Source organism: Roseateles noduli (assembly GCF_050626985.1).
Classification (GTDB): domain Bacteria; phylum Pseudomonadota; class Gammaproteobacteria; order Burkholderiales; family Burkholderiaceae_C; genus Roseateles; species Roseateles noduli_A.
Genome location: NZ_CP192463.1, coordinates 6,063,891 through 6,087,302 on the forward strand (window position 1 = coordinate 6,063,891; position 23,412 = coordinate 6,087,302).

19 protein-coding genes and 1 pseudogene are annotated in these 23,412 nt (G+C 69.0%); 5 read left to right on the top strand and 15 right to left on the bottom strand.

Features of this window, described 5'->3' with window-relative positions:
- Positions 1-67 precede the first annotated feature (67 nt).
- Positions 68-598: a response regulator gene (locus ACQ4L4_RS26435; protein WP_431101760.1), complete on the bottom strand. Its 531-nt coding sequence runs from the start codon at positions 596-598 to the stop codon at positions 68-70.
- A gap of 337 nt (positions 599-935) precedes the next feature.
- Here ACQ4L4_RS26435 and uvrA point away from each other — a divergent pair, with 337 nt between their 5' ends.
- Positions 936-6,572 (top strand): excinuclease ABC subunit UvrA, encoded by a 5,637-nt coding sequence (uvrA, locus tag ACQ4L4_RS26440; RefSeq protein WP_431101761.1) that lies wholly within the window; start codon positions 936-938, stop codon positions 6,570-6,572.
- A 93-nt stretch (positions 6,573-6,665) separates the two neighbouring features.
- On the opposite strand, the gene ACQ4L4_RS26445 is transcribed toward uvrA, so the two are convergent.
- Together ACQ4L4_RS26445 and ACQ4L4_RS26450 are read right to left on the bottom strand one after the other, a co-directional pair.
- The gene (locus tag ACQ4L4_RS26445; RefSeq protein ID WP_377157546.1) at positions 6,666-6,959 is read right to left on the bottom strand and encodes a hypothetical protein; all 294 of its coding nucleotides are present in this window, start codon (positions 6,957-6,959) and stop codon (positions 6,666-6,668) included.
- A 73-nt stretch (positions 6,960-7,032) separates the two neighbouring features.
- Entirely contained in the window at positions 7,033-7,632 is a 600-nt protein-coding gene (locus tag ACQ4L4_RS26450) for a hypothetical protein (protein WP_431101763.1), read from the bottom strand.
- A 213-nt stretch (positions 7,633-7,845) separates the two neighbouring features.
- On the opposite strand from ACQ4L4_RS26450, the gene ACQ4L4_RS26455 reads away from it, so the two are divergent.
- Positions 7,846-10,527 carry a prolyl oligopeptidase family serine peptidase gene (locus tag ACQ4L4_RS26455; RefSeq protein ID WP_431101764.1) on the top strand — a complete coding sequence of 894 codons (2,682 nt, stop codon included), beginning with the start codon at positions 7,846-7,848 and terminating at the stop codon, positions 10,525-10,527.
- 170 nt (positions 10,528-10,697) lie between these two features.
- Here the strand turns inward: ACQ4L4_RS26455 and ACQ4L4_RS26460 are convergent, their stop codons facing one another.
- The 5 genes from ACQ4L4_RS26460 to ACQ4L4_RS26480 all read right to left on the bottom strand — a co-directional run bounded on the left by ACQ4L4_RS26460 (position 10,698) and on the right by ACQ4L4_RS26480 (position 14,160).
- On the bottom strand, positions 10,698-10,871 hold the full coding sequence (locus ACQ4L4_RS26460) for a hypothetical protein (RefSeq protein ID WP_431101765.1): 174 nt from the start codon (positions 10,869-10,871) through the stop codon (positions 10,698-10,700).
- 7 nt (positions 10,872-10,878) lie between these two features.
- Positions 10,879-12,195: a M48 family metalloprotease gene (locus ACQ4L4_RS26465; protein WP_431101766.1), complete on the bottom strand. Its 1,317-nt coding sequence runs from the start codon at positions 12,193-12,195 to the stop codon at positions 10,879-10,881.
- Positions 12,196-12,306: 111 nt separating this feature from the next.
- Positions 12,307-12,918 (bottom strand): UPF0149 family protein, encoded by a 612-nt coding sequence (locus ACQ4L4_RS26470; RefSeq protein WP_431101767.1) that lies wholly within the window; start codon positions 12,916-12,918, stop codon positions 12,307-12,309.
- A 79-nt stretch (positions 12,919-12,997) separates the two neighbouring features.
- Entirely contained in the window at positions 12,998-13,240 is a 243-nt protein-coding gene (locus tag ACQ4L4_RS26475; protein ID WP_377157536.1) for a hypothetical protein, read from the bottom strand.
- A gap of 5 nt (positions 13,241-13,245) precedes the next feature.
- Entirely contained in the window at positions 13,246-14,160 is a 915-nt protein-coding gene (locus ACQ4L4_RS26480; RefSeq protein ID WP_431101768.1) for a DUF808 domain-containing protein, read from the bottom strand.
- 146 nt (positions 14,161-14,306) lie between these two features.
- On the opposite strand from ACQ4L4_RS26480, the gene ACQ4L4_RS26485 reads away from it, so the two are divergent.
- Both ACQ4L4_RS26485 and ACQ4L4_RS26490 read left to right on the top strand, forming a co-directional pair.
- Positions 14,307-14,789, top strand: a complete 483-nt coding sequence (locus tag ACQ4L4_RS26485) for a thioredoxin family protein (RefSeq protein WP_431101770.1) — start codon at positions 14,307-14,309, stop codon at positions 14,787-14,789.
- A 226-nt stretch (positions 14,790-15,015) separates the two neighbouring features.
- Positions 15,016-15,846 carry a transposase gene (locus ACQ4L4_RS26490; RefSeq protein ID WP_431101771.1) on the top strand — a complete coding sequence of 277 codons (831 nt, stop codon included), beginning with the start codon at positions 15,016-15,018 and terminating at the stop codon, positions 15,844-15,846.
- A 2-nt stretch (positions 15,847-15,848) separates the two neighbouring features.
- On the opposite strand, the gene ACQ4L4_RS26495 is transcribed toward ACQ4L4_RS26490, so the two are convergent.
- The 7 genes and pseudogenes from ACQ4L4_RS26495 to ACQ4L4_RS26525 form a co-directional block, all read right to left on the bottom strand.
- Positions 15,849-16,325 (bottom strand): hypothetical protein, encoded by a 477-nt coding sequence (locus ACQ4L4_RS26495; protein ID WP_431101772.1) that lies wholly within the window; start codon positions 16,323-16,325, stop codon positions 15,849-15,851.
- A gap of 195 nt (positions 16,326-16,520) precedes the next feature.
- A complete protein-coding gene (gene glmU, locus ACQ4L4_RS26500; RefSeq protein WP_431101773.1) occupies positions 16,521-17,894 on the bottom strand; it encodes a bifunctional UDP-N-acetylglucosamine diphosphorylase/glucosamine-1-phosphate N-acetyltransferase GlmU in 1,374 nt (457 codons plus the stop codon).
- Positions 17,895-18,024: 130 nt separating this feature from the next.
- On the bottom strand, positions 18,025-18,666 hold the full coding sequence (locus ACQ4L4_RS26505; RefSeq protein ID WP_377157526.1) for a DUF4136 domain-containing protein: 642 nt from the start codon (positions 18,664-18,666) through the stop codon (positions 18,025-18,027).
- Positions 18,667-18,920: 254 nt separating this feature from the next.
- The gene (gene ttcA / locus ACQ4L4_RS26510; RefSeq protein ID WP_377157524.1) at positions 18,921-19,925 is read right to left on the bottom strand and encodes a tRNA 2-thiocytidine(32) synthetase TtcA; all 1,005 of its coding nucleotides are present in this window, start codon (positions 19,923-19,925) and stop codon (positions 18,921-18,923) included.
- Positions 19,926-20,031: 106 nt separating this feature from the next.
- The gene (locus ACQ4L4_RS26515) at positions 20,032-20,400 is read right to left on the bottom strand and encodes a dihydroneopterin aldolase (RefSeq protein ID WP_377161568.1); all 369 of its coding nucleotides are present in this window, start codon (positions 20,398-20,400) and stop codon (positions 20,032-20,034) included.
- An 84-nt stretch (positions 20,401-20,484) separates the two neighbouring features.
- Positions 20,485-21,456, bottom strand: a pseudogene (locus ACQ4L4_RS26520) (FAD-dependent oxidoreductase); the annotation flags it as partial.
- A 70-nt stretch (positions 21,457-21,526) separates the two neighbouring features.
- Complete coding sequence (locus ACQ4L4_RS26525) at positions 21,527-22,480, bottom strand: LysR substrate-binding domain-containing protein (RefSeq protein WP_431101775.1); 954 nt, start codon at positions 22,478-22,480, stop codon at positions 21,527-21,529.
- 130 nt (positions 22,481-22,610) lie between these two features.
- On the opposite strand from ACQ4L4_RS26525, the gene ACQ4L4_RS26530 reads away from it, so the two are divergent.
- A complete protein-coding gene (locus tag ACQ4L4_RS26530) occupies positions 22,611-23,387 on the top strand; it encodes an SDR family NAD(P)-dependent oxidoreductase (RefSeq protein WP_431101776.1) in 777 nt (258 codons plus the stop codon).
- The last annotated feature ends 25 nt before the right edge of the window (positions 23,388-23,412 follow it).

Consider the following 23,412-nt stretch of genomic DNA (forward strand, 5'->3'; position numbering starts at 1 on the left):
CCCTCGAAATAACGAGCGTCCACCCGTTGTGGGGACGCCTCATCCCTCGTCGGGGTGCTCTCGGGGGTCAGTCGTTGAGCTGCGGCAGATCCAGCCAGCGCGCAAGCCGGCGGCGCAGCGTCAGGAAGTCGAGCGGCTTGGTCAGGTGCTCGTCCATGCCGGCCTTCAGGCTGTCCGCGACGTCGCTGTCCAGCGCGTGCGCCGTCAGCGCCAGGATCGGGAAACGGGGCAGCCGTCCCTGCGCCTGCTGCTCCCGCAGCCGGCGCGCGCATTCCAGGCCGTCCATGCCCGGCATCTGGATGTCCATCAGCACCAGGCTGGGTGCCGCCTGCTCGCACAGGTCCAGCGCTTCCTGGCCGTTGCGCGCGAGCTGCGTCTTCAGTCCCATCAGCGCCAGGAATTCCAGCGCGACGACCTGGTTGATCGGGTTGTCCTCGACCAGCAGCACGAAGGGCTCGCCGGGCGCCGGACGCTGGCCGGACACGGAGGCGTCGGCCATCGACGACGCGGGCGAGGGCTTCGCGGACGCGTCCGAGGTCATCAAGACCAGCGTGGTCTCGGGGATCTCGTGAGTGGAATGGCCGTCGTTTCTGTCCATGTCGCTTGTCGCCCGCGATCCGATCGGAATGCGGGTAATCCCTAGGTGTGTCATCCGCCGTCCGGGTGGGACCGGGGGACCGGTGTTGCTCGGCGACGACGGGGTCCATTGTTGCCGCAGGCCCCGGAGACTAGCAAGTGTGCGGAAGTCATCATTCGGAGGCCTTGACAAGAGGTAGGGGAAGGCTTGCTGAGCGGTTGCCTGCTTGCATTTGCTTACCACCATGTCGTCACGGTCGTCAGGCGCGCCCACTTCGCCGCTGCTGCCACTTCGTGGCACCTCCGCTCCCTAGAATCGTCGCCCACTGCCTTTTCCGAGGCTCCAAGGCCCACACCACATGTCCGATTCCGATATCCGCATCCGGGGCGCCCGCCAGCACAACCTCAAGAACCTCGACCTGGACATCCGCACAGGGGAATTGACGGTGGTGACCGGGCCCAGCGGGTCGGGCAAGTCCAGCCTGGTCTTCGACACGCTGTATGCCGAGGGCCAGCGCCGCTACGTCGAGACCTTCTCCGCCTACGCGCGCCAGTTCCTGGACCGCATGGACCGGCCGGCGGTCGACAAGGTGGAGGGCGTGCCGCCCGCCATCGCGATCGACCAGACCAACCCGGTCCGCACCAGCCGTTCCACCGTCGGCACGATGACGGAGCTCAACGACCACCTGAAGCTGCTGTTCGCGCGCGGCGCGGACCTGTTCGACCGCGAGACCGCGCTGCCCGTCCGCCACGACTCGCCGCAGACGATCTATGCCGAACTGCTGGCGCGGACGGTGGGCGACGACCCGCGCCTGGTGCTGACTTTCCCGGTCGAGCTGCCCGAGTCGGTCAGCGCGGGCGAGGTCGAGCAATGGCTGTCCGCCTCCGGCTTCACGCGCGTGCAGTCCGAGCGCGTCGTCAACGGGCGCAAGGTGCTGGACGTCGTGGCCGACCGCTTCCGCATCCAGGGCGTCGAGCAGGCGCGCGCGATGGAGGCGATCGAGCTGGCGCTCAAGCGCGGCAGCGGCCGCCTGACGGTCCATGTGCTCAGCGCGGTGGAGGGCGTCGAGCCGACGCTGTGGCGCTACTCCACCGGCCTGCATTGCCCGGAGAGCGACATCCGCTACGCCGATCCGCAGCCGGCGCTGTTCTCGTTCAACTCCGCGATGGGCGCGTGCGAGACCTGCCGCGGCTTCGGCCGGGTGATCGGCGTGGACCTGGGCCTGGTCATCCCGGACGAGCGCAAGACGCTGCGCGGCGGCGCGATCAAGCCGATGCAGACGCCGGCCTGGAAGGAAAGCCAGGACGACATGCTGAAGTACGCCGGCGATGCGGGCATCCCGCGCGACACCGCCTGGAACCAGATGACGCAGGCCCAGCGCGACTGGGTCATCGGCGGCAGCCCGAACTGGAACGGCAACTGGAACAAGCAGTGGTACGGCGTGAACCGCTTCTTCGAGTACCTGGAGAGCAAGGCCTACAAGATGCACATCCGGGTGCTGCTGTCGAAGTACCGCAGCTACACCGAGTGCCCGACCTGCCGCGGCGCGCGGCTCAAGACCGAGGCGCTGCTGTGGCGCGTCGGCTCGAAGGCGCTGGCCGACGCGGCGCTCCCGCCCGACCTGCGTTTCATGCCCGAGGGCGTGAAGTGGAACCGCGTCCAGCTCGAGGCGCTGCCGGGCCTGTCCGTCCATGACCTGATGCAGCTGCCGATCCATCGGCTCAGACGCTTCATGGACGAGCTGCAGCTGCCGGGCTCGCTGCTCGACGAGGCGCTCAAGCTGCTGCTCGACGAGATCCGCAACCGGCTCAAGTACCTCGTCGACGTCGGCATCGGCTACCTGACGCTGGACCGGCAGAGCCGCACGCTGTCCGGCGGCGAGGTGCAGCGGATCAACCTGACGACGGCGCTCGGGACCTCGCTGGTCAACACGCTGTTCGTGCTGGACGAGCCCAGCATCGGCCTGCACCCGCGCGACATGAACCGCATCGTCGAGGCGATGCAGCGGCTGCGCGACGCGGGCAACACGCTGGTCGTCGTCGAGCACGACCCGGCCGTGATGCTGGCGGCCGACCGGCTCATCGACATGGGCCCGGGCCCGGGGCAGCAGGGCGGGCAGATCGTCTTCGACGGCACGCCCGCGCAGATCCGTTCGGCCGATACGCTGACCGGCGCCTACCTGGGCGCGCGCAAGCACGTGGGCATGGGCCTCAAGCGCGTCGTCGAGGAAAGCACGCCGCGCCTGATCCTCGAAGGCGCGCGCGAGCACAACCTCAAGAACGTCAGCGTCGAGTTCCCGCTGCAGCGCATGGTCACCGTGACCGGCGTGTCGGGCTCGGGCAAGAGCACGCTGATGCAGGACGTGCTGTATCCGGCGCTGGCGCGCTGGTTCGGCCAGGCCACCGAGACGCCCGGCCAGCACGACCGGCTGCTGGGCGCGGACTGGCTGGCCGACGCGGTCTTCGTCGACCAGTCGCCGATCGGCAAGACGGCGCGCTCCAACCCGGCCAGCTACGTCGGTGTCTTCGACGAGATCCGCAAGCGCTTCGCCGATACGCCGATGGCCAGGGAGCGCAGCTACGGCGCGGGCATGTTCAGCTTCAATGCGGGCGACGGCCGCTGCCCGACCTGCGGCGGCTCGGGCTTCGAGCACGTCGAGATGCAGTTCCTGTCCGACGTCTACCTGCGCTGCCCCGATTGCGATGGCAAGCGCTTCCGCGCCGAGCTGCTGGAGGTCAAGCTCGAGCGCGCCGGCCGCCAGTTGAGCGTGTCGGACGTGCTGGAGCTCACGGTGGCCGAGGCGCTCAACGTCTTCAGCGTCGACCGCGAGGTGCTCAACAAGCTGCAGCCGCTGTCGGACGTCGGGCTCGACTACCTGACGCTGGGGCAGCCGGTGCCGACGCTGTCGGGCGGCGAGGCGCAGCGGCTCAAGCTCGCCGGCTACCTGGCCGAGGCGGCCTCCAAGCCGCGCCAGGCGACGGCGACCAAGGGCACGCTGTTCTTGTTCGACGAGCCGACGACGGGCCTGCACTTCGACGACATCGCCAAGCTGATGCGCGCGATGCGCAAGCTGCTGTCGGCGGGTCACTCGCTGATCCTGATCGAGCACAACCTCGACGTGATCCGCGCGTCGGACTGGGTCATCGACCTCGGCCCCGAGGGCGGCGAGGACGGCGGGCTGGTCGTCGCGACCGGCACCCCGGAGCATCTCAAGGACCATCTGACCTCGCACACCGCGAAGGCGCTGCGCGAGTACGCACTGGAGATGGACCGCGCGCCGGTCAAGGTCTCGGAAGGCCAGCCGCTGCAGTCGCTGCTGCGTCGGCGCCGCCAGGAAGACGAGGTGATCCGCATCGTCAACGCGCGCGAGCACAACCTCAAGTCGGTCGACGTCAGCATCCCGCGCGGCAAGTTCAACGTCGTGACCGGCGTGTCGGGATCGGGCAAGAGCACGCTGGCCTTCGACATCCTGTTCAACGAGGGTCAGCGCCGCTACCTGGAATCGCTGAACGCCTATGCGCGTTCGATCGTGCAGCCGGCGGGCCGGCCCGAGGTCGACGCGGTGTGGGGCATCCCGCCGACCGTCGCCATCGAGCAGCGTCTGTCGCGCGGCGGACGCAAGAGCACGGTCGCGACGACGACCGAGGTCTGGCACTTCCTGCGGCTGCTCTACGTGAAGCTGGGCGTCCAGCATTGCGCGAACGACGGCACGCCGGTGAAGCCGCAGAGCGTCGAGGCCATCGCCGCACAGCTGCTGCGCGACTACAAGGGCGTGCACATCGGGCTGCTCGCGCCGCTGGTGGTCAACCGCAAGGGGGTCTATACCGACCTCGCGAAATGGGCGAAACAGCGCGGCCACACGCACCTGCGCGTGGACGGCGAGTTCCTGCCGACCAGTCCGTGGCCGCGCCTGGACCGCTTCAAGGAGCACAGCATCGAGCTGCCGGTCGGCGACATGACGATCACGCCGGAGACCGAGGCCGATCTGCGCGAGCTGCTGGCCAAGGCGCTGGATCACGGCAAGGGCGTGGTGCATGTGCTGTCGCCGCTGGACGGGCTGCACGAGGCGCTGCGCAGCGGGAAGCCGACGCGCGGCATCGGCGAGCTGCGCGTGTTCTCCACCAAGCGCGCGTGCCCGCAGTGCGGCACCAGCTATCCGGAGCTGGATCCGCGGCTGTTCAGCTACAACTCCAAGCACGGCTGGTGCACGACCTGCGTCGGCACGGGCCTGGCGCTGACGCGCGAGCAGCGCAAGGCGCTCGACGACACGCAGCAGGACAAGGACAACCGCGGCCGCGAGCAGAGCTTCCCCGCGGAAGAAGCCGAGATCGAGGACCTGAGCGATGCGCCGTGTCCCGATTGCCACGGCGCGCGGTTGAACCCGGTGGCGCGCGCGGTGAGCTTCGAGCACGAAACGATCGGCACGGTCGCGTCGTGGAGCGTGAAGGACGCCCGCGAGTGGATCGCCGGCCTGGTGCTGACCGGCCGCGACGCGGAGATCGCGCGCGACGTGGTCGTCGAGATCAAGGGCCGTCTGGAGTTCCTGGAGGAGGTGGGCCTCGGCTACCTGACGCTGGACCGCGCGGCACCGACCCTGTCGGGCGGCGAGGCGCAGCGCATCCGGCTGGCGGCGCAGCTCGGCAGCAACCTGCAGGGCGTCTGCTATGTGCTGGACGAGCCGACCATCGGCCTGCATCCGCGCGACAACCAGATCCTGCTGAAGGCGCTGGCGACGCTGGGCGACAAGGGCAACACGCTGGTGGTCGTCGAGCACGACGAGGACACGATCCGGCGCGCCGATCACATCATCGACATCGGACCGGGCGCGGGCAAGCGTGGCGGTCGCGTGATCGCCGAGGGCACGGCGGAGCAGATCGCGAAGAACCCCGACTCGCTCACGGGCCGCTTCCTGTCGAGACCGCTGGTGCACCCGCTGAAAGAGCGCCGCGTCATGGAGACCGAGGCGCCGAAGCTGAAGGTGCTCAACGCATCGCTGCACAACCTGCGTGGCGTGACGGTCGACGTGCCGCTGCATCGACTGGTGGCGATCACGGGGGTGTCGGGATCGGGCAAGTCGACGCTGGCGCGGGACGTGCTGCTGGCCAACATGGCCGCGGCCGTGCCGCTGCGTCGGGCGCCGTCGAAGTGGATCGGCTGCGACGCGATCGAGGGGCACGCGCAGGTGGACCGGGTGCTCGAAGTCGACCAGACGCCGATCGGCAAGACGCCGCGCAGTTGCCCGGCGACCTACATCGGCTTCTGGGACGCGATCCGCAAGCTGTTCGCCGAGACGCTGGAAGCGAAGGCCCGCGGCTACGCACCGGCCCGCTTCAGCTTCAACACCGGCGAGGGCCGTTGCCCGGGCTGCGAGGGTCAGGGCATGCGCACGATCGCCATGAGCTTCCTGCCGGATGTGAAGGTGCTCTGCGACCAGTGCCACGGACAGCGCTTCAACCCGGAGACGCTGGCGGTGAGCTGGCGCGGCAGGAGCATCGGCGAGGTGCTGCAGATGGAGATCGACGAGGCGGTGGAGTTCTTCGCCGCGATGACCTCGATCTCGCATCCGTTGAAGCTGCTGCAGGACGTGGGGCTGGGCTACCTGACGCTGGGGCAGCCGAGCCCGACGCTGTCGGGCGGCGAGGCGCAGCGGATCAAGCTGGTGTCCGAACTGGTGAAGGTGCGCGACGACGTCACGCGCCGCGGCCAGAAGGCGCCGCACACCTTGTACGTGCTGGACGAGCCGACGGTGGGGCTGCACATGGCGGACGTCGAGAAACTCATCCGCGTGCTGCACCGGCTGGTGGACGGTGGGCACAGCGTGGTCGTCATCGAGCACGACCTCGACGTGATCGCGGAGGCGGACTGGGTGCTGGACCTCGGGCCGGAAGGCGGCTCGGCGGGCGGGCTCGTGGTCTCGCAAGGACGGCCGGAGACGCTGGTGGCGCAGGGCACGCACACCGGGAAGGCGCTGGAGCCGGTGCTGGCGCGGCGCTGAGCGGTCTCTTGCGGCGCGCCATGCGCGCCATGGAAAACGGCCTCGTGAGAGGCCGTTTTCGTGGAGGTCAAGGGCGGTGTCGCAGCGCCGTCATCAATGCGGCTTGCGCCGCTGCCGCTGCTCGAAGTCGTCGCCGTGATAGACGTTGCCGTCCCAGGTGCCCGAGCGGTGCTTCGCGCGGGCGATGGCGTCGAGCGCCGCATCGTGCGCCGCGCGGCGACGGTCGCGGGAATTGAAGCGACCACGCAGGCTGAACCCGTTCATGCGGAGGGCGGTCCGCTTCAACCAGCCACGCCAGGCCAGTTGGTGCCGGCGCGGCAAGGCCATGTCGATCGCGAGGAACACGCAGGTCAGCAGACCGAGAGCGGCGAGGACTTTTGCGAACATACGTCGGCGCTGTGAATCACACCTTGCTGGTGTGTAAGCCGACCACTATACGCGAGGCCCCGCAGCCCGTCTGTCAGTCGCGATGCCGTCCGTGGCCGTGACCGTGGTCGCCCCGATCACCCCGATCGCCCCGGTCTCCACGATCCCAGCCGCCGCGGTCGCCACCGCGATGGTCATCCCGGCGCTCGTCCCAGCGACGGCCTTCCCAGCCGCGGCGGTCGTCCCGATGGTCGTGCCAGTCGCGGCGGCCGTCCCAATGGTCGCGACGCGGCGGATCCCACCGCGGCGGGGGCGGCGCGTACACCGGCATCGGATGCACATGCGGGCGACCGTAGTAGGCCTGCGCATAGGCGCGGGAGTACCAGTCCTCCCGCACGAAGTACACCTGCCGGCCGCAGGCCCCGTAGTAGCCGCAATGGCGCGCCCAGGAGCGGTAATGCCCCGGCGGCACGCGCAGGTAGAGCGGCGGGGCGGGCGCGTAGACGCGCTCGATCACCATCGGCTGTGCGTACACCACGTCGGGACGGACGTTGCCCACGTCGATCCGGCCGTAGAAGCCCGGCTGCCCGACGCTGATGGACACGCCCACGTCGCCCGCGAAGGCCGCCGGCGCGGCCAGCGCGCCAGCCGTCAGCGCCACGGCGCCGAGGATGCGTTGAATCAGGTGCTTCATCGAATGCCTCTCTTTGGTGCTTTCCGTTCGTCTTGCGACCAGCCCCCCTGCCGGAGGTCATGGGCAAAGCGTCCGGAAAGGGCCTGCCTAGGGAAAGTATGGACAGTTAACGCGCGCTTGACGGATGCGGTGGACATCGCAGCGGTAAGCAGTTGTTGAGGGCGTCCCTAGAATCCCGCGTCCCTGCCGAACCTGCGGGGCGTGGAGCAACGATTGAAGCAATGGATCCTGACTTCCCTGGTGCTGGCGACCCTGGCCACGGGACTGGGCGCGAGCGAAGGCTCGCTGGCACAGACCACCCCGGCATCCTCGGCCGCGCCCGTGGCCGTGACCAACCGGCCGCTGACGCTGGAACAGCTGTTCCGCGCCGAGCCCTATCGCGGCGAGTCCGCCAAGGACGCGAAGTTCAGCGCGAGCGGCCGTTACGTCGCTTACCTGTGGAACCCGTTCGGCGAGCCCGGCAGCGACCTGTACGTGCATGACACGCAGACGGGCAAGACGCTGCGCCTGACGTCGCCGACGCTGATGGCGGCGGTGGAGACGCCCGAGAACCTGGACCGCTACGCGAAGAAGCTCAAGCAGAAGCGCGACGAACTGGCCGAGCGCCAGGCGCGCGAGGAGGCGCAGGCCGCCTACCTGCGCGGCGAGGCGGTCGACCTCGAGCAATGGGAGCGCAAGGCCATCGAGGCGCTGAAGGTCGAGCTGGCCGAACGCAAGGCCCGCGACGAGACCCGCAAGGCCGCCGAGAAGGCCGCCTGGGGCGATGCTCCGGCGGCCGCCGCGGCACCCGCCTCCGGCGCCTCGGCGCCCGAGGCGAAGAAGCCGGCCAAGGATCCCAAGGACATGGCGCTGTGGGAGCTGCGCGACGAGCTGAAGAAGAAGCGCGAGCGCGAGAAGCTCAAGCCGGAGGACCTGTACCCCGGCGTGGCGCAGTTCGTGTGGGCGTCCAAGGGCGAGGAACTCGTCCTGGCCTACCGCGGCCAGCTGCTGCGCTGGAAGGCCGGCAGCGAGCGCGCCGAGCCGCTGCTCGCCACCGGTCGCACGCTCAAGCCGGTGGCCTATGCGCCGGACGACCAGTTCCTGATCGTGCAGGACGAGACCCGCGTGCTGCGCGTGCGTCTGGCCACGGCCGGCATCGAGGTGATCAACCGCGAGCTGTTCAACCCCGACGACGAGGACCGCAAGTTCAAGATCGCCCAGACCGCGATGAGCGAGGACGGCCGCTGGATGGCGCTGGTCGCCAACGCGCCGCTGGTGGGCGCCGACGGCAAGCCGCTGCCCAAGCCGGGCCGGCAGGTCGAGATCATGAACTTCAACGACCGTTGGGCGACCGCGAAGAAGGTCGACCGCGAGGTCTCCGACGACAAGCGTGGCGTGCCCTCGATGGCGATCTACGTCCGCAAGGTGCCGGCGCCCGGCGCCGCGCCGGAGCGGCAACCGCAGCCGGTGTTCACGCATCCGGGCGGCGACAGCTGGTTCGAGATCTCGCCGGTCGTGTGGGCCCGCGACGGCAGCTACTACGCGTTCACGACCTTCGAGCGCGAGAAGGACCAGTTCCGCGTCTACCTCGGCAAGCCGGGCGACGCCAAGCCCGAGATGGTGCTGGAGCGCCGCGCGCCGATCCACCACGAGCTGGTCAACGTGATGACGCCGTCGTTCACGCCGGACTCGAAGCAGCTGGTGCTGATCCTGGCGGACAACGGCTGGCGCCAGCCCTACGCGATGAGCCTGGCGGCCGGCGCGGACCGCGCGGTGAAGCCGCTGCTGACGGGTGAGTTCGAGGCCTTCCAGGTGCTTGGCTTCACGCCCGACGCGAAGACGATGTTCGTCGTGGCCAACAAGGACGACTACGCGGCGATGAACGTCTGGCGCGTCGACTTGAAGGACGGCCGCATGACGGCGCTGGGCCGCTCGCCGGACTACCACCGCAACGCGGTCGTGGCGCGCAACGGCCAGTGGGCCGCGGCGGTCGCCGGCAACTGGGCCGAGCGTCCGGAACTCAAGCTGTTGAAGGGCCAGGCGCCTGCTGCCGGCGCGGAAGCGGGCAAGCTGCTGACGCAGAGCCACGATCCCGCCTGGGCGCAGTTGGACGTGCTGCGGCCGGAGCGCTTCAGCTTCAAGAACCGCCATGGCGACACCATCCCCGCCTATGTCTTCAAGCCGCTGGGCTGGGCACCGACCGACAAGCGCGCGGCGATCGTCTACACCTACGGCGGTCCGCTCAACGACCGCCATTCGGTCGAGACCGACAGCTTCCAGCCGACCGGCTACGTCTTCGCGATGTACATGGCCGCCAAGCACGGCTACGTCACGGTGACGGTGGACCCGCGCGGCCACTCCAACTACGGCGAGAAGTTCGCCGACGCCAACTGGGAGAAGCCGGGCGCGCCGCAGACCGAAGACCTCGAGGACCTGGTCGCCTACATGAAGGCCAACCTGGGCGTCGACGGCGCGCGCATCGGCTTGAACGGCTGGAGCTTCGGCGGCTTCCAGACCCAGTACACCATGTACACCAAGCCCGAGCTGTTCGCGGCCGGCATCGCGGGCGCAGGCCCGACGGAATGGGAGAACTACAACAGCTGGTACAGCGGACGCACCATCGGCAAGGTCGACCGGACCAAGCCGGTGTTGCGCAAATACTCGTTGCTGCCGCTGGCCAAGAACCTCAAGAAGCCGCTGCTGCTGGTGCACGGGATGCAGGACCCCAACGTCCTCTACCAGGACACCGTCAACGTGTACCGCGCGCTGCTGGAATCAGGCAAGGAAGGGCTCGTCGAACTCTTCCTGGATCCGGACGGCGAGCACGCGCTCGGCGGCGCGGTGAAGGCCGTGGGCTGGCATCGGAAGTACGAGCAGTTCTGGTTGCGGAACCTGGGGGCGGCACAGCAGAAGTGATGCCGTGGCGGGCGGCGGGTCGACGCCTACCTGCAGAGGGCGGGGCGTTGGCCGCCAGGTCGCAGGGCCTTGGCGGCCAGCGCCAAAACCCTGCGACCTGCCGTCCCCCATCAGCCCCGCACTTCATCGGTTTTGCTACCGAGGACTGCGGGGCTTGTCGTTTCTCGGGCTCAGGGCGCCGCGACGACTGTCTTCACGCGTTCGCCGACCTTCGGCAGCGCTTCACCACCGTAGCGGCCGTTGAGTAGCTTCAACTGCGCCTCGGGGATCACCGAGGCCTTCGCCATCTCGGCGAAGCCGCCGGCCGGGTAGGGCCGCAGTGCAACCTTCCAGGGCCTGGCCAACTTCTTGTCATCGGCGGTCAGCGCGCGGAAGCTCTCCTCCGCCTGCGTGAGCGCGGCTCGCCGCGCCTGCAAGGACTGGCCGTCCTTCGCTGCATAGACCAGCGCGTACACCGCGCCCTTGGCGCTCGTGATCAGCGTGATCTCGGCATTGCCGCGTTGGCCCTGCGCGTTCTTGCGCACGCCGCTGAAGTGCGTGGCCTTCAGGCCGTTGATCGTCTTCGCGTCGGTGCGGCCCTGTTCCGCGCCCCAGCGGCGCAGGATGTCGTCGTGCACCGTGCCGGCCTTCTCCGGCCGGCTGCAGGATCAGCGCCGCATCACGTTGCGGACTCATCACCGTCAGCGTCTCGCTGCCGTTCTGCAGCGCCCAGCCCGTGGGCGCCGTCAGCGCGATGTCCAGCGTCGGATGCAGGAACTGCTGTCCACGCACCAGCCCCTGCGAGGGGCTGTCGCCGAAGACCATGCCGTCGATCGCCTGCAGGAAGGCCGCGCGGTTCTCGTCGACCGGCTGGTCGCCGGTCAGTTGCGCCGCCTCGTCGCGGATGCGCTGCAGGCGCTGCTCGTTGCTCGGGTGCGAGGCCAGCCAGCTGTTGCCGCTCTGCGGCTGCTTGCCTTGTGCCTTGGCCTGGTCGGCCGCGAACTGCTCCTGGTCCTTCAGGACCTGGATCACGTCGACCATGTGCCTGGGGTCGTAGCGGTTGCGCGCGAGGTACTCGGCGCCGAGCTGGTCGGCCTGCAGTTCCTGTTCACGGCTGTACGAGGCGACGTAGCCCGCCGCGGCGTTCTGCGAGACCTGACCCGCGATGTCCGTGGCACCGCTGATGCCGCGCGATTCGAGGACCGCGCCGAGCACCGTCGCCGCCAGCACGCCGATGCCGGCGTTCTGCTGGCGCGTCGCGCGCTGCGCGCCGTGCCGCGCCGTGACATGGCCGATCTCGTGCCCCATGACGCCGGCGAGGTCGGCCTCGTTCTCCATGTACGCGAGGATGCCGCGCGTGACGTAGACATAGCCGCCGGGCAGCGCGAAGGCGTTGACCTCCGGACTGTCGAGGACGGTGAAGTGCCATTCGAGTTCCGCCCGGTGCGACTGCGCCGCCAGCTTGTTGCCCAGCGCGGTGACGTAGGCCTGCAGCTTCGGGTCGTCGACGACCGAATACTCCTTGAGCACGTCCTGATGCGCCTGACGGCCCGTCGCGACTTCCTGCTGCGGGCTCATCGCGCTGCGTTCGGTGCGGCCGGTGACCGGATTGACGACGTTGGTGCCGCAGCCGGCGATCGTCAGCAAGGCGGCGGTGGCCAGCACCGCGAACGGGAAGTTGCGCTTCATCGGAATCGGCGGCGAAAGAGGGAAAGAGCGCCCGGCCGGTGGACCGGGCAGGAGGTCAGGTGCTCTCGCGTTCAGGTGCGCTGGCGTTCGGGCGGTCGGGCGATCAGGCGCTCACTCGGCCTGCGTGCGCAGTGTCCACAGCGTCAGCACGCCTTCCGGCACTTCGCGGCTGAGCGCGTCGCGCCAGTGCAGGTCGGTGAGCTTGTCCTGGTCCTCGGCGCTGAGCTGGCTCTCGTCGCCGCCCAGCAGCGCGATCGGCGCCAGCGCCGCGGCCGTCTTGACGTGGTCGAACAGCGGCGTCCAGGCCTCGCCGTCCTGGTCGACGCCGATCATGAAGCCGGTGCACCAGTCCTCGGCGTCCACCAGCTGCTGTTCGCCTTCCTCGGCGACGCTGAAGATGGGCTCCCATTCGTCCTGCTTGGACGTCCACTGCACCGACAGGCTGTGCACGTGGCGCAGCAGCAGCAGGGCGATCTTCTTGCGCTGCTTGCCGCTGGGGAACGGATCGCCGCCGCCCCACACCGGGCTCATCCATTCGGCGCCGGGCTTGGCGCTCAGCGGCAGGGGGCTCAGCAGCTGCGCGCTGAGGTAGCCGTCCAGCGCCTCGATGTTCATCGCGGCGTCGTTGTCCAGCTCGGACAGGAAGTCGTCCAGGTCCGACAGCTCGTCGTCGGTCAGCGGGGTGTAGAGCGCCTTGTCGGGCTGGTACTGCGGAAAGTCCATGTCGGATCCTGGAGAGTCGGGCGAGGGGCGGCGAGAAGTGGCTAGGGAGCGGCGAACGGGCGGCGAACGGGCGGCGAGGTCAGCCGTGGCGGCCGTGACGGCTCTTGGGCTTGCGGCCGTCCATATCGGTCAGCTGCGTCTTGAGCAGCGCCATCAGCACGCGGGCGTTGGCCTCGGTCATGACGAGCAGGGTGCTGGGTTCGATGCCGTCGACCGGCTCGCGTTCCTTGACGAGGGCGTCCAGCTTGAAGGTCACCAGGCCGCTGGTGGTCGAATTCGTGGCGGCCTTGAACTTCTGGACTTCGATGTGATGCGTCTTCATGGGCGTCATTCTCGGCGATGACGCAGGCGCTGGAAACCGGTGACCACCGCGACGATGACGATGCCGGCCAGGATGCCGGCGATGGCGTCGCCCAGCACCTCGACGATCGTGCGCGCGAAGCCGCTCACGCCCAGCGCTTCGACGACATGCTGGATCGCGTGATGCAGGAAGGGTGCGCCGTGCGTCAGGATGCCGCCGCCGACCAGGAACATCGCCGCCGTGCCCGCCACCGACAGCGCCTTCATCAGCCACGGCGCCAGCCACAGCAGGCCGCGGCCCAGCGCCTGCTGCCAGGCGGCGGCCTTGCGGCTCAGCCACAGGCCGGCGTCGTCCAGCTTGACGATGCCGGCGACCAGGCCGTAGACGCCGATCGTCATCATGATGGCGATCCCGGACAGCACCAGCACGCGCGTCGTGAACGTCGCGTCCGCGACCGTGCCGAGCGTGATCGCGATGATCTCGGCGGACAGGATGAAGTCGGTGCGGATCGCGCCCTTGACCTTGTCGCGCTCCAGCGCGGCGAGGTCGATGGCCGGGTTCTTGACCGCCTCGGACAGCGCCGCCTCGTGGGCGTCGTCCTCGGCGGTGTGCAGCCACTTGTGGGCGAGCTTCTCGACCCCCTCGAAGCAGAGGTAGGCGCCGCCGATCATCAGCAGCGGCGTGACCAGCCAGGGCGCCCAGGCGCTGATCGCCAGCGCGGCCGGGACCAGGATGGCCTTGTTGAGCATCGAGCCCTTGAAGACGCCCCAGACCACCGGCAGCTCACGGTCGGCGCTGACGCCGGTGACCTGCTGCGCATTGAGCGCCAGGTCGTCGCCGAGCACGCCGGACGTCTTCTTGGCGGCCATCTTGGAGAGCAGGGCCACGTCGTCCAGGACCGTGGTGATGTCGTCGAGCAGTGCAAGCAGGCTGGAGGCCATGGCGGAAGAGTCCGTTCCCTGAAAGTGATGATTTGTGCGAAGCCCGCCTTTGTACCCCAAGCCATCGGGCTTTCGGTCCATTCGCGGCGGTTTCTGGGGCCTCGCGGCCGCCACGGTCTTGCCGCCTGGTGGCAAACTCCGGTGTCATGAAACGCCGCACCGCCTCCTTGCTGTTCGCCGCCGCGCTCGCCGCGGTGTCCGTGACCTCGGTTCACGCCGCCGACGCCATCTCGGGACCTGGTCCCTATGACGAGCAGGCCGACGCCCGCGCCGACATCAACAAGGCCGTCGCCCGCGCCGCCAAGGACGGCAAGCAGGTGCTGGTGGTCTACGGCGCCAACTGGTGCAAGGACTGCCTGGCGCTGAACAAGGGCTTCGGTGACGGCCACCTCGGCACCGCCGTCGACAAGCGCTTCGTGACGGTCAAGGTCAACGTCGGGCGTTTCGACAAGAACGTCGACGTCGCCAACCAGATGGGCGTGACGCTGAAGAAGGGCATCCCGACCGTCGCGGTGCTCGGGACCGACGGCCAGGTGCTGGGCACGACCAAGGGCGGCGAACTCGCCGACGCGCGCAACATGGGCGAGGACGCCGTGATGAAGGTGCTGGAGTCCCTCGGCAAGAGCTGAATCGGCGCCGCGGGATCCATGCATAGGCAGCGATTCCGGGTTCCAGGTTTTGCTGTTGAGTCCTGACCCCCGATAGCGCTCCGGCTATCGGAAGACCTCAACGAGGCGCGCGTCCCGCAGTGCAGCACGCGCTCAGGCCCCGTGATCAGGGGTCAAGTCTTGCGCCCGAGCTCGAATCCCGGCCCGGGCGCTTGTCTTTTGTGCGGTCATCGCCTAGTTATTGGGCATGGCCAGGCCTCTTCGCATCGAATTCCCCGGCGCCGTCTATCACGTGGCCACACGTGCCGACGCCCCCGTCTTCGCCGACGACGAGGATCGTCAGACGCTGCTCGGGCTCATCGAGCAGGCGGCGGACCGGTTCGACGCCCAGGTGCTCGCCTACGGGCTGGGCCGTGAGCACTACGAGTTGCTGCTGTTCACGCGGCAGGCGAATCTCTCCCGACTGATGCGCCATCTGAACGGCGTGTACACCCAGGCGCACAACCGGCGGCATGGGCAGTTCGGACACGTCTTCCAAGGGCGGTTCAAGGCGGTGCTGGTGGATCGCGAGCATCTGTTGCTGGATGCCTGCCGCTACGTGGAGCTGATCGGGCGGCGGTCCGGGTTGGCATCGTCGCCGACGGCCTGGCGCTGGAGCAGCCTGCAGGCACACGCCGGGCTGGTGACCGCGCCGGACTGGCTCGAGATCGATGGGCTATGGACGAACGTCCTGGGGCGTGTGCCGCAGAACGCGGCCGACCGTCGCAAGGCGGCGCAGCGTTATCAGGCGATCGTGGAGGCCGAGCCTGACCTCGATATCTGGGGCCAGTTGCGGCACCAGATCTTCCTGGGTGATGCGGCGTTTGTTCAACGCACCGTGCGGCTGAGCGAGCACCCGCCCCGTACGCCGCGTCCACGACGCTGGGGCGATTGGCTCAAGGCCAGCGGCAGTCGGGAAGAGGCGCTGTACCGCGCGCACACCGAAGGCGGTCAGTCGATGACTGAACTTGCGCGGGAATTGGGACTTTCGGTCTCTCGCGTCAGCCGGCTCATTGCTGGCCACGAGCGACAGCGCTGAACTTAATGCAGAGCCCTCGCCGGACCGGCCGGGCACGCCGCCACCGACTCATCCAACTCGGCCGCCTCGTTCCAGGCGGCCGTTGTCATTTCGCGAGCGGCGCTCAGCTGATGACAGAGTTCGGCAACGCCCAGGCCGTCGGCTTCGCCTTCCGGCATCGGCAGCGCGGACACTTCACCCGGCAGATCCGCCAGGGCGCCCAGCAGCTGGAACAGCAGCTCCAGATCCGGCGCGGCATCCGGCGACTGTTGCTGGCGAGCCAGCCCCAGGCTGCGGCACAGGTAGAAGCAGGCGTCCGCCGCCTGATCGCACATCGCGTGCGACATCGCCAACTGTTCCAGCGCCTCGGACCGGGCCGCCTGGGCGGCCGGATCATCCGAGCGGTCCGCCAACGCGTCCAGCGCGGCAGACGCCGGCGGGACGGCGATGAGATCGTCGTCCTGGGGCAGCAGCGGAGAAGCGGTCTTGGAGTTCGCCATGAGAGTTCAGCTGGGGAACAGCGGTTCAACCAATCAACGACACGAATGCTAGGTTGCTACCGGCAAATGCGCCTCCCATAGCTCGGGGGGAACATCGTCGGCGCAGACGCCTAGGGAGCCTGATCACGGGAACTTGTCACACTTCGTGACACGAACAGCCCCAGCTTACGGCGTTTCATCGCTGATTTGGGTGAATCACTTCCCCTTCCTGGGCCGGCTCCAGCCGGAAATCACTGTTTGTCGGCCCCGCGCCACAGCCAGTTGGCCGGGAGCGACATCCTTCGTGATGGTCGAGCCGCCGCCGATGGTGGCGCCGTCGCCCAGCGTGACCGGCGCGACCAGCACGCAGTTGGAGCCCACGTGCACGTCCGCGCCGATGGTCGTGCGGTGCTTGTTGGCGCCGTCGTAGTTGGCCGTGATGCTGCCGGCGCCGTAGTTGACGCGTTCGCCGACGGTGGCATCGCCCAGGTAGGCCAGGTGGTTGGCCTTGGCGCCCTTGGCCAGCGTCGAGTTCTTCACCTCGACGAAGTTGCCGATGTGGACTTCGGCCCCCAGTTGCGCGCCCGGGCGCAGCCGCGCGAACGGGCCGATCAGCGCGCCCTCGCCGACGCTGGCGCCGGCGGCTTCACCGTCGATGTGGGTGAATTCGTGGATGCGGGCGTTGGCGCCGATCGTGGCGTTGCGGATCACGCAATTCGCGCCGATGCGCACGCCGTCGCCCAGCGTCACGTGGCCTTCGAAGACGCAGTTGACGTCGATCTCGACGTCCTTGCCGCAGCTCAGCGTGCCGCGCAGGTCGAAGCGCGAAGGGTCGGCGAGGCGCACACCCGCCGTCATCAGCGTCTCCGCCTGGGCGAGCTGGAAGCGGCGCTCCAACTGCGCCAACTGCGAGGGGCTGTTGACGCCCAGCACTTCGGTCTCGTCCTGCGTCTTCACGCCGACGACGGAGATGCCCTCGGCCACCGCCATCGCGACGATGTCGGTCAGGTAGTACTCGCCCTGCGCGTTGTTGTTGTTCAACTGACCGACCCAGCGCTTCAGCGCCTCGGTCGGCGCGGCCATGATGCCGGTGTAGCACTCGCGCAGGCGACGCTGCGCGTCGCTGGCGTCCTTGTGCTCGACGATCGCCTTGATCTGCTCGCCGCCCCGGACGATGCGGCCGTAGCCGGTCGGGTCGGCGTATTCGATGGTCAGCAGCACGAGCTTGTCGCCGCCGCAGGCCTCGACCAGCGCGCGTGTCGTCGCGGTGCTGATCAGCGGGGTGTCGCCGCTGAGGATCAGCGTGGTGCCGCCGGCGACCAGCGCCGGGACCGTCTGCTGGATCGCGTGGCCGGTGCCGAGCTGAGGCTCCTGGCGCACGAAGCGCAGCCCCTCGCCACCGACGGCCGCCTCGACCTGTTCGGCGCCGTGGCCGGTGATGACGATGCGGGCGTCGGCATCCAGCGCGGCGGTGTTGCCGAGCACGTGCTGGAGCAGCGCGCGGCCGGCCAGCTTGTGCAGCACCTTGGGCAGGCCGGACTTCATGCGGGTGCCCTTGCCCGCGGCCATGACGACGATGTTCAGCGACATAAGAAGAATCGCGGTTCCCTGTTGGAGAGACCGCGATTATCGGGGTCGCCCGCGACGGACTTCATGGCGTCGCGGTGACCGGTTGTCGCCGCTTGTGGGTGCCTGCCGGCGCCCACGGGCGCAGGCCGTCCTACTTCGACGGCGTCAGCTGCACGCTCACGCGGTGCGGCTCGGGGCGGGTCTGCGGGAAGTCGGTCATCGAGGCCTCGAACAGCGCGCCGAACAGCTCCTTCCCGCCTTCGGTCAAGCCGTCGTTGGAGGCGCGCGCCTCATACAGCGGCTCGTTGGTCTTGCGGTCGCGCAGCAGCATGGCGACCTCGCGGTCGTAGCGGCGCTCCATCATCGGATCCATCGGGTACGAGTAGCCCCAGCGGCTGTAATACGGCCGCCAGGCCGGGCCGTAGCGCCAGCCCCAGTAGCTGCCGTTCCAGCGCCACCACAGCGGGTCGTCCCACGGCGCGGGGCCGGAGCGGGTGACGCGCGCGCCGAGCGACACGACGATGTCGGCGGCCTTCGGATCGGCGGATTCGGTGAAGCCGGCCTTCAGCAGCGCGCCGCGGGCGGCGTCCTCGAGCGAGGCCTGGTTGGCTTCATTGCGCTGCTGCGACGGCAGCCGCTCGAAGGCGAAGCTGCCGGGCTGACGGCCCGCCGGCCAGCTGCCGAAGGTCTGCGCATCCGCGACCACGGTATTCAGGGCGGCGCAGCCGGCGAGCGACAGTGCGGCCGCGGCGCCCAGGCTCAACAGGGCGACTCGACGATTCAAGGTGAACATGGTGACCTCCAGTCGGATACCGCTCGTGGCCGTCGATCGGGGCAGGTGCCGCTCCCGGTGACGTCCCATGGACGCCTCATCTGACGTCGATGCGAGCGTGACAGTGCAACGATTGTGGCCCGAGCCGGTTGACCCGCGCGTTTGAACTGCGTGACAGGGCGGTAAGCGGCGGGTTTCTCTTCGTTGGAAAGCACGAAGCCCGGCGCGGGCCGGGCTTCCGAGCGTCCATGACGCGTCATCGCGCCGGGCCGACCTCAGTCGTCGGCGGCCGAGTAGGCCTCGCCCGCGTCGTCGACGGGGGCCGGGACTTGCCCCTTGGCCCCTGGACGGACGAAGTTGACGACACCGGTGGCCGGCGCCGGGGTGCCGCACTGCTCGTCCTCGTCGAAGGCGATGTCGCCGTCGGCGACAGGCGCGCCGGTGGCCTTGATCGTCTGGAACGGGAACAGCTCGCGGTCCATCATGTGCGAGGTGACGATGTTGCCCATCGCGGTGAACATGTTGTCGACGCGGCCCGGGAAGCGCTTGTCCCAGTCCTGCAGCATGGCCTTGACGGTGGCGCGCTGCAGGTTGGGCTGGCTGCCGCAGAGGTTGCACGGAATGATGGGGAACTCGCGGTGCTCGGCCCAACGCTCGAGGTCCGATTCCTTCACGTAGGCCAGCGGCCGGATGACGACGTTCTTGCCGTCGTCGCTGACCAGCTTGGCGGGCATGCCCTTCATGCGGCTGCCGAAGAACATGTTCAGCATCAGCGTGGTGACGATGTCGTCGCGGTGGTGGCCGAGCGCGATCTTGGTCGCGCCGAGCTCGCCCGCCACGCGGTACAGGATGCCGCGGCGCAGGCGCGAGCACAGCGAGCAGGTCGTCTTGCCCTCGGGCACGAGGCGCTTGACGATGGAGTAGGTGTCCTGCTCCTCGATGTGGAAGTCCACGCCACGCGACTTCAGGTAGGCGGGCAGGATGTCTTCGGGGAAGCCGGGCTGCTTCTGGTCGAGGTTGACGGCGACGATGCTGAACTTGATCGGCGCGCGGTCGCGCAGGTTGATCAGGATGTCCAGCAGCGAGTAGCTGTCCTTGCCGCCGGACACGCAGACCATGACCTTGTCGCCGTCCTCGATCATGTTGAAGTCGCCGATCGCCTGGCCGACCTGTCGGTGCAGGCGCTTCGAGAGCTTGTTCATCTCGTGCGCATGCTTCTTGGCCGCGGCATCCGCGGCCGCCAGATCAATGCCTTCGATGGCGGTGGTCGAGTCAGTCATGTTCAGTCCTCAATGTCTTCAATCAAGCAGGGCCCGCGGACCCGGCTGTGCCGGGCCGTCAGGCCCACCCCCTTGAGGGGGCGCGCGTCAGCGCGTAGGGGGCGGTCTACCAGGTGCCGCATTCGGCGGAGATCGCGACCTGGCAGTCGGGGAAGATTTCGAGCTTGGTCACCTTGATGCGCACGCCCACCACGCCGGGCAGCTTCATCAGCCGGACGCAGAGCTTGCCCAGCAGGGCCTCGAGCAGATCGGTGTGTTCCGCGGTGCACTCGTCGATGATGATCGTGCGCACACGGCGGTAGTCGAGCACGTGGCCGATGTCGGCGTCGCGCGAGACGATGGTCTGGGCGCCGAGGTTGATCTCCGCGTCGACGAGGATCGGCTGCGGGCCTTCGCGCTCGAAGTCGAGCACGCCGAGGTTGGCGCCGAAGCGCAGCCCGTTGATGTGGATGACCTGGCGGTTGTTGCGGCGCAGCGCCGGCGGTGGCTGCGATTCGCGCAGCGGGCGCAGGAAGGACTCGATCTGCTTGGCCGCGACGACGCCGTCGCCAAGGGCGGTCTGCACGCAGGGATGCTGCCGGCCGCTGGCATCGCCGGCGACGAACAGGCCCAGCACGCCGAAGCGCGGTTCGTCGCGGAACGGCTGCGACGGCGCGGTGACGCCGGCGCGCTGCAGCGCATCGGCGACGAGCAGCCAGGCCGACGGCGCGGGCTCGTAGCCGAGCAGCACGGCAACGTGGTCGAAGCGCTCTTCGCCATAGGCCTTGGACGTGACGGTCACGCCGTCCGGCGAGGCGGTCACGGCGGTCGGCAGGGATTGCGCGGGCCGGCGACGCAGGCCTGGCGCGCCGTCGAGCTGCTGGATCAGGTGACTCTGCGCGCGCCATTCCGAGCGCGACCACAGCGTGACCGCATGACCGCGACCGGCCAGGTAGAGGGCGTTCTCGATGGCGTTGTCGCCGCCGCCCAGCAGCAGCACCTTGCCCGGCTTCAAGCGGTCGCGGACGGCGGTCAGCTCGATGGCGTCGAGCACGCGGTCGTGGCGGTCCCGTTCTGGATAGAGGGGCGACGGATGGCGCGGCGTCAGGCCGGTGGCGAGCAGCAGCGATCGGGCCCGCAGCGGGCGCAGTCCGCCAGTGGCGGCGGGCTCGGCGGTTTCGCCGGCCTGCGCGGCGAAGGCGGGACCGCCGTCGAAGTAGAGCGTCCAGCCCTGTTCGGCCTGCCAGTCGAGGGTGTTGATGGTCTGGCCCAGCACCGTGTGCACGCCGGGTTGCGCGGTGGCGTGGTGGGCGTAGCGCTCGCCCAGCGCGGCCAGCGATTCACCGGGCGCGCCGAGCAGCCAATCCTGCTTGTAATCGAGCGGCCGCAGGCTGTCGCACAGGCGCGGGGCGCGCTCGATCAGCGCGACGCTCAAGCCCAGCTGCGTGAGCCAGCTCGCGGCGCTGCAGCCCGCCGGACCGCCGCCGATGATGGCGGCGTCGACGAGCGCGGGCAGGCTGGCGGGCAGTCGGTCGGGCGTGGTCTGGGACATGGGAAGGCGGGCGGCTGGCGGCTGGCGGCGGGCGTTGCGATGGCCGCAAGGCGCCGGAGAAAACCGGCGATTATCCCGGATGAGCGCCGGACAGGGTCGCCGGGGGCCTTGCCGCGCCGGGCTCCGCTGCCAAACCTTCCTGTACACGTTCCACCACCCAGTCGATGAACACCCGCACGCGCGGCATCATCTGGCGCTGCTTCGGGAACATCACGGAGACCGGCATTGGCGGAGGCGGGGTGTCCGGGAGCAGCTCCACGAGATCGCCCGATGCCAGCAGCGACGCGACGCCGAAGCGTGGGCACTGGATGAGCCCCAATCCCTGCAGGCAGCAGGCGCGGTAGGCCGGTGCCGAAGTCACGCAGACCGGGCCGCGCAGCGTGAGCGTCTGCGCCCTGCCCTCGACAAGGAACTCGAATGGCGCGACGCGGCCCGTGGCGCTGGACTGGAAGTTCACCGCCTGATGCTGGCGCAACGCGTCGATGCTCGTCGGCACGCCGTGCGTGGCGAGGTAGTCGCGGCTGGCGCAGGTGATGGACGGCAGGTCCGCGATGCGCCGTGCCACCAGTCCCGACTCCTGCGGAGTGCCGCCGCGCAGCACGCAGTCGACGCCCTCTCGGACCAGATCGACCAGTCGGTCCCCGGTGCCGACGATGAGTTCGATGCCGGGATAGCGCCGGCAGAAGTCGCCAAGCTGCGGGAACACGAAAGCCGCAGCCAGCCCGGCCTGCAGGTCGACGCGCAGCCGGCCACGCGGTTGCTGGGCGGCCTCGCCGAGCACGGCCTCCGCCTGCTCGACCTCTTCCAGCACGCGGCGGCAGCGCTCGTAGTAGAGGTGACCCTCCGGCGTCGGGCTCACATGGCGCGTCGAACGCGTCAGCAGCCGCGCGCCGAGCCGCTTTTCCAGGGCCTGGACGGCGTAGGTCACATTGGAGCGCGGCAGGTCCAGTTCCTCGGCGGCGGCGGTGAAGCTGCCGAGGTCCACGATGCGCGTGAACAGGTGCATGGCGTCGATGCGGTCCATGGGCTCTCCGGACTGAATGCTCGAATTGTGCAATTTACTTGGACAGTGATGTCGATATTGAGCGATTTATCTGTCGGATCGAAGCGCTCAGCATTCGGGCTTCTTCTTCACCGCACACCAGGAGCCCGACATGACCCGAATCCCGACCACGACGTCCCGCATCGCCCTGATCACGGGCGCCAACCGCGGTATCGGCCGCGCCACCGCCCTCCGGCTCGCCCGCGACGGCTTCGACGTGATCGTGACTTACCGCTCGCACCGCGAAGAGGCCGAGGAGGTCATCCGCGAGATCGGTGCGCTCGGGCGCATCGCGGTGGCGCTGCCGCTGGACGTCTCTCGCGTCCAAGACTTCGGGGCGTTCGTCGACGGTGTCCGCGACGTGCTGGGCAAGACCTGGCACCGCGAGCGATTCGACGTTCTGATCAACAACGGCGGCGTGCAGGTGGCGCAGCCCACGCTGCAGGTGACGCCCGACGCGTTCGATCAACTGGTCGACGTGCACTTCAAGGGCGTGTTCTTCCTGACGCAGCAGTTGGTGCCGCTGATCGCGAACCCCGGGTCGATCGTCAACATCTCCAGCGGCACCGCGCGCTTCTACGTGCCGGAACGTGCTATCTACAGCTCGGTGAAGGGCGCGGTGGAGGTGCTGTCGCGCTACCTGGCGACCGAGCTGGGACCGCGGGGCATCGCGGTGAATGTCATCGCGCCGGGCGCCGTGGCGACCGACTTCAGCGGCGGCCTGTTGCGCTCGAACGAGCAGTTGCAGAAGCACATCGCGTCGCTGACGCCGCTGGGTCGCTTCGGCGTCGCCGAGGACATCGCCGGCGCGATCGCCGCGCTGGTGAGCGAGGGCAACCGCTTCGTCACCGGGCAGCGGATCGAGGTGTCGGGCGGCGTACACCTCTGAAGCGGACGAGGCCGCCGAAGCGCGG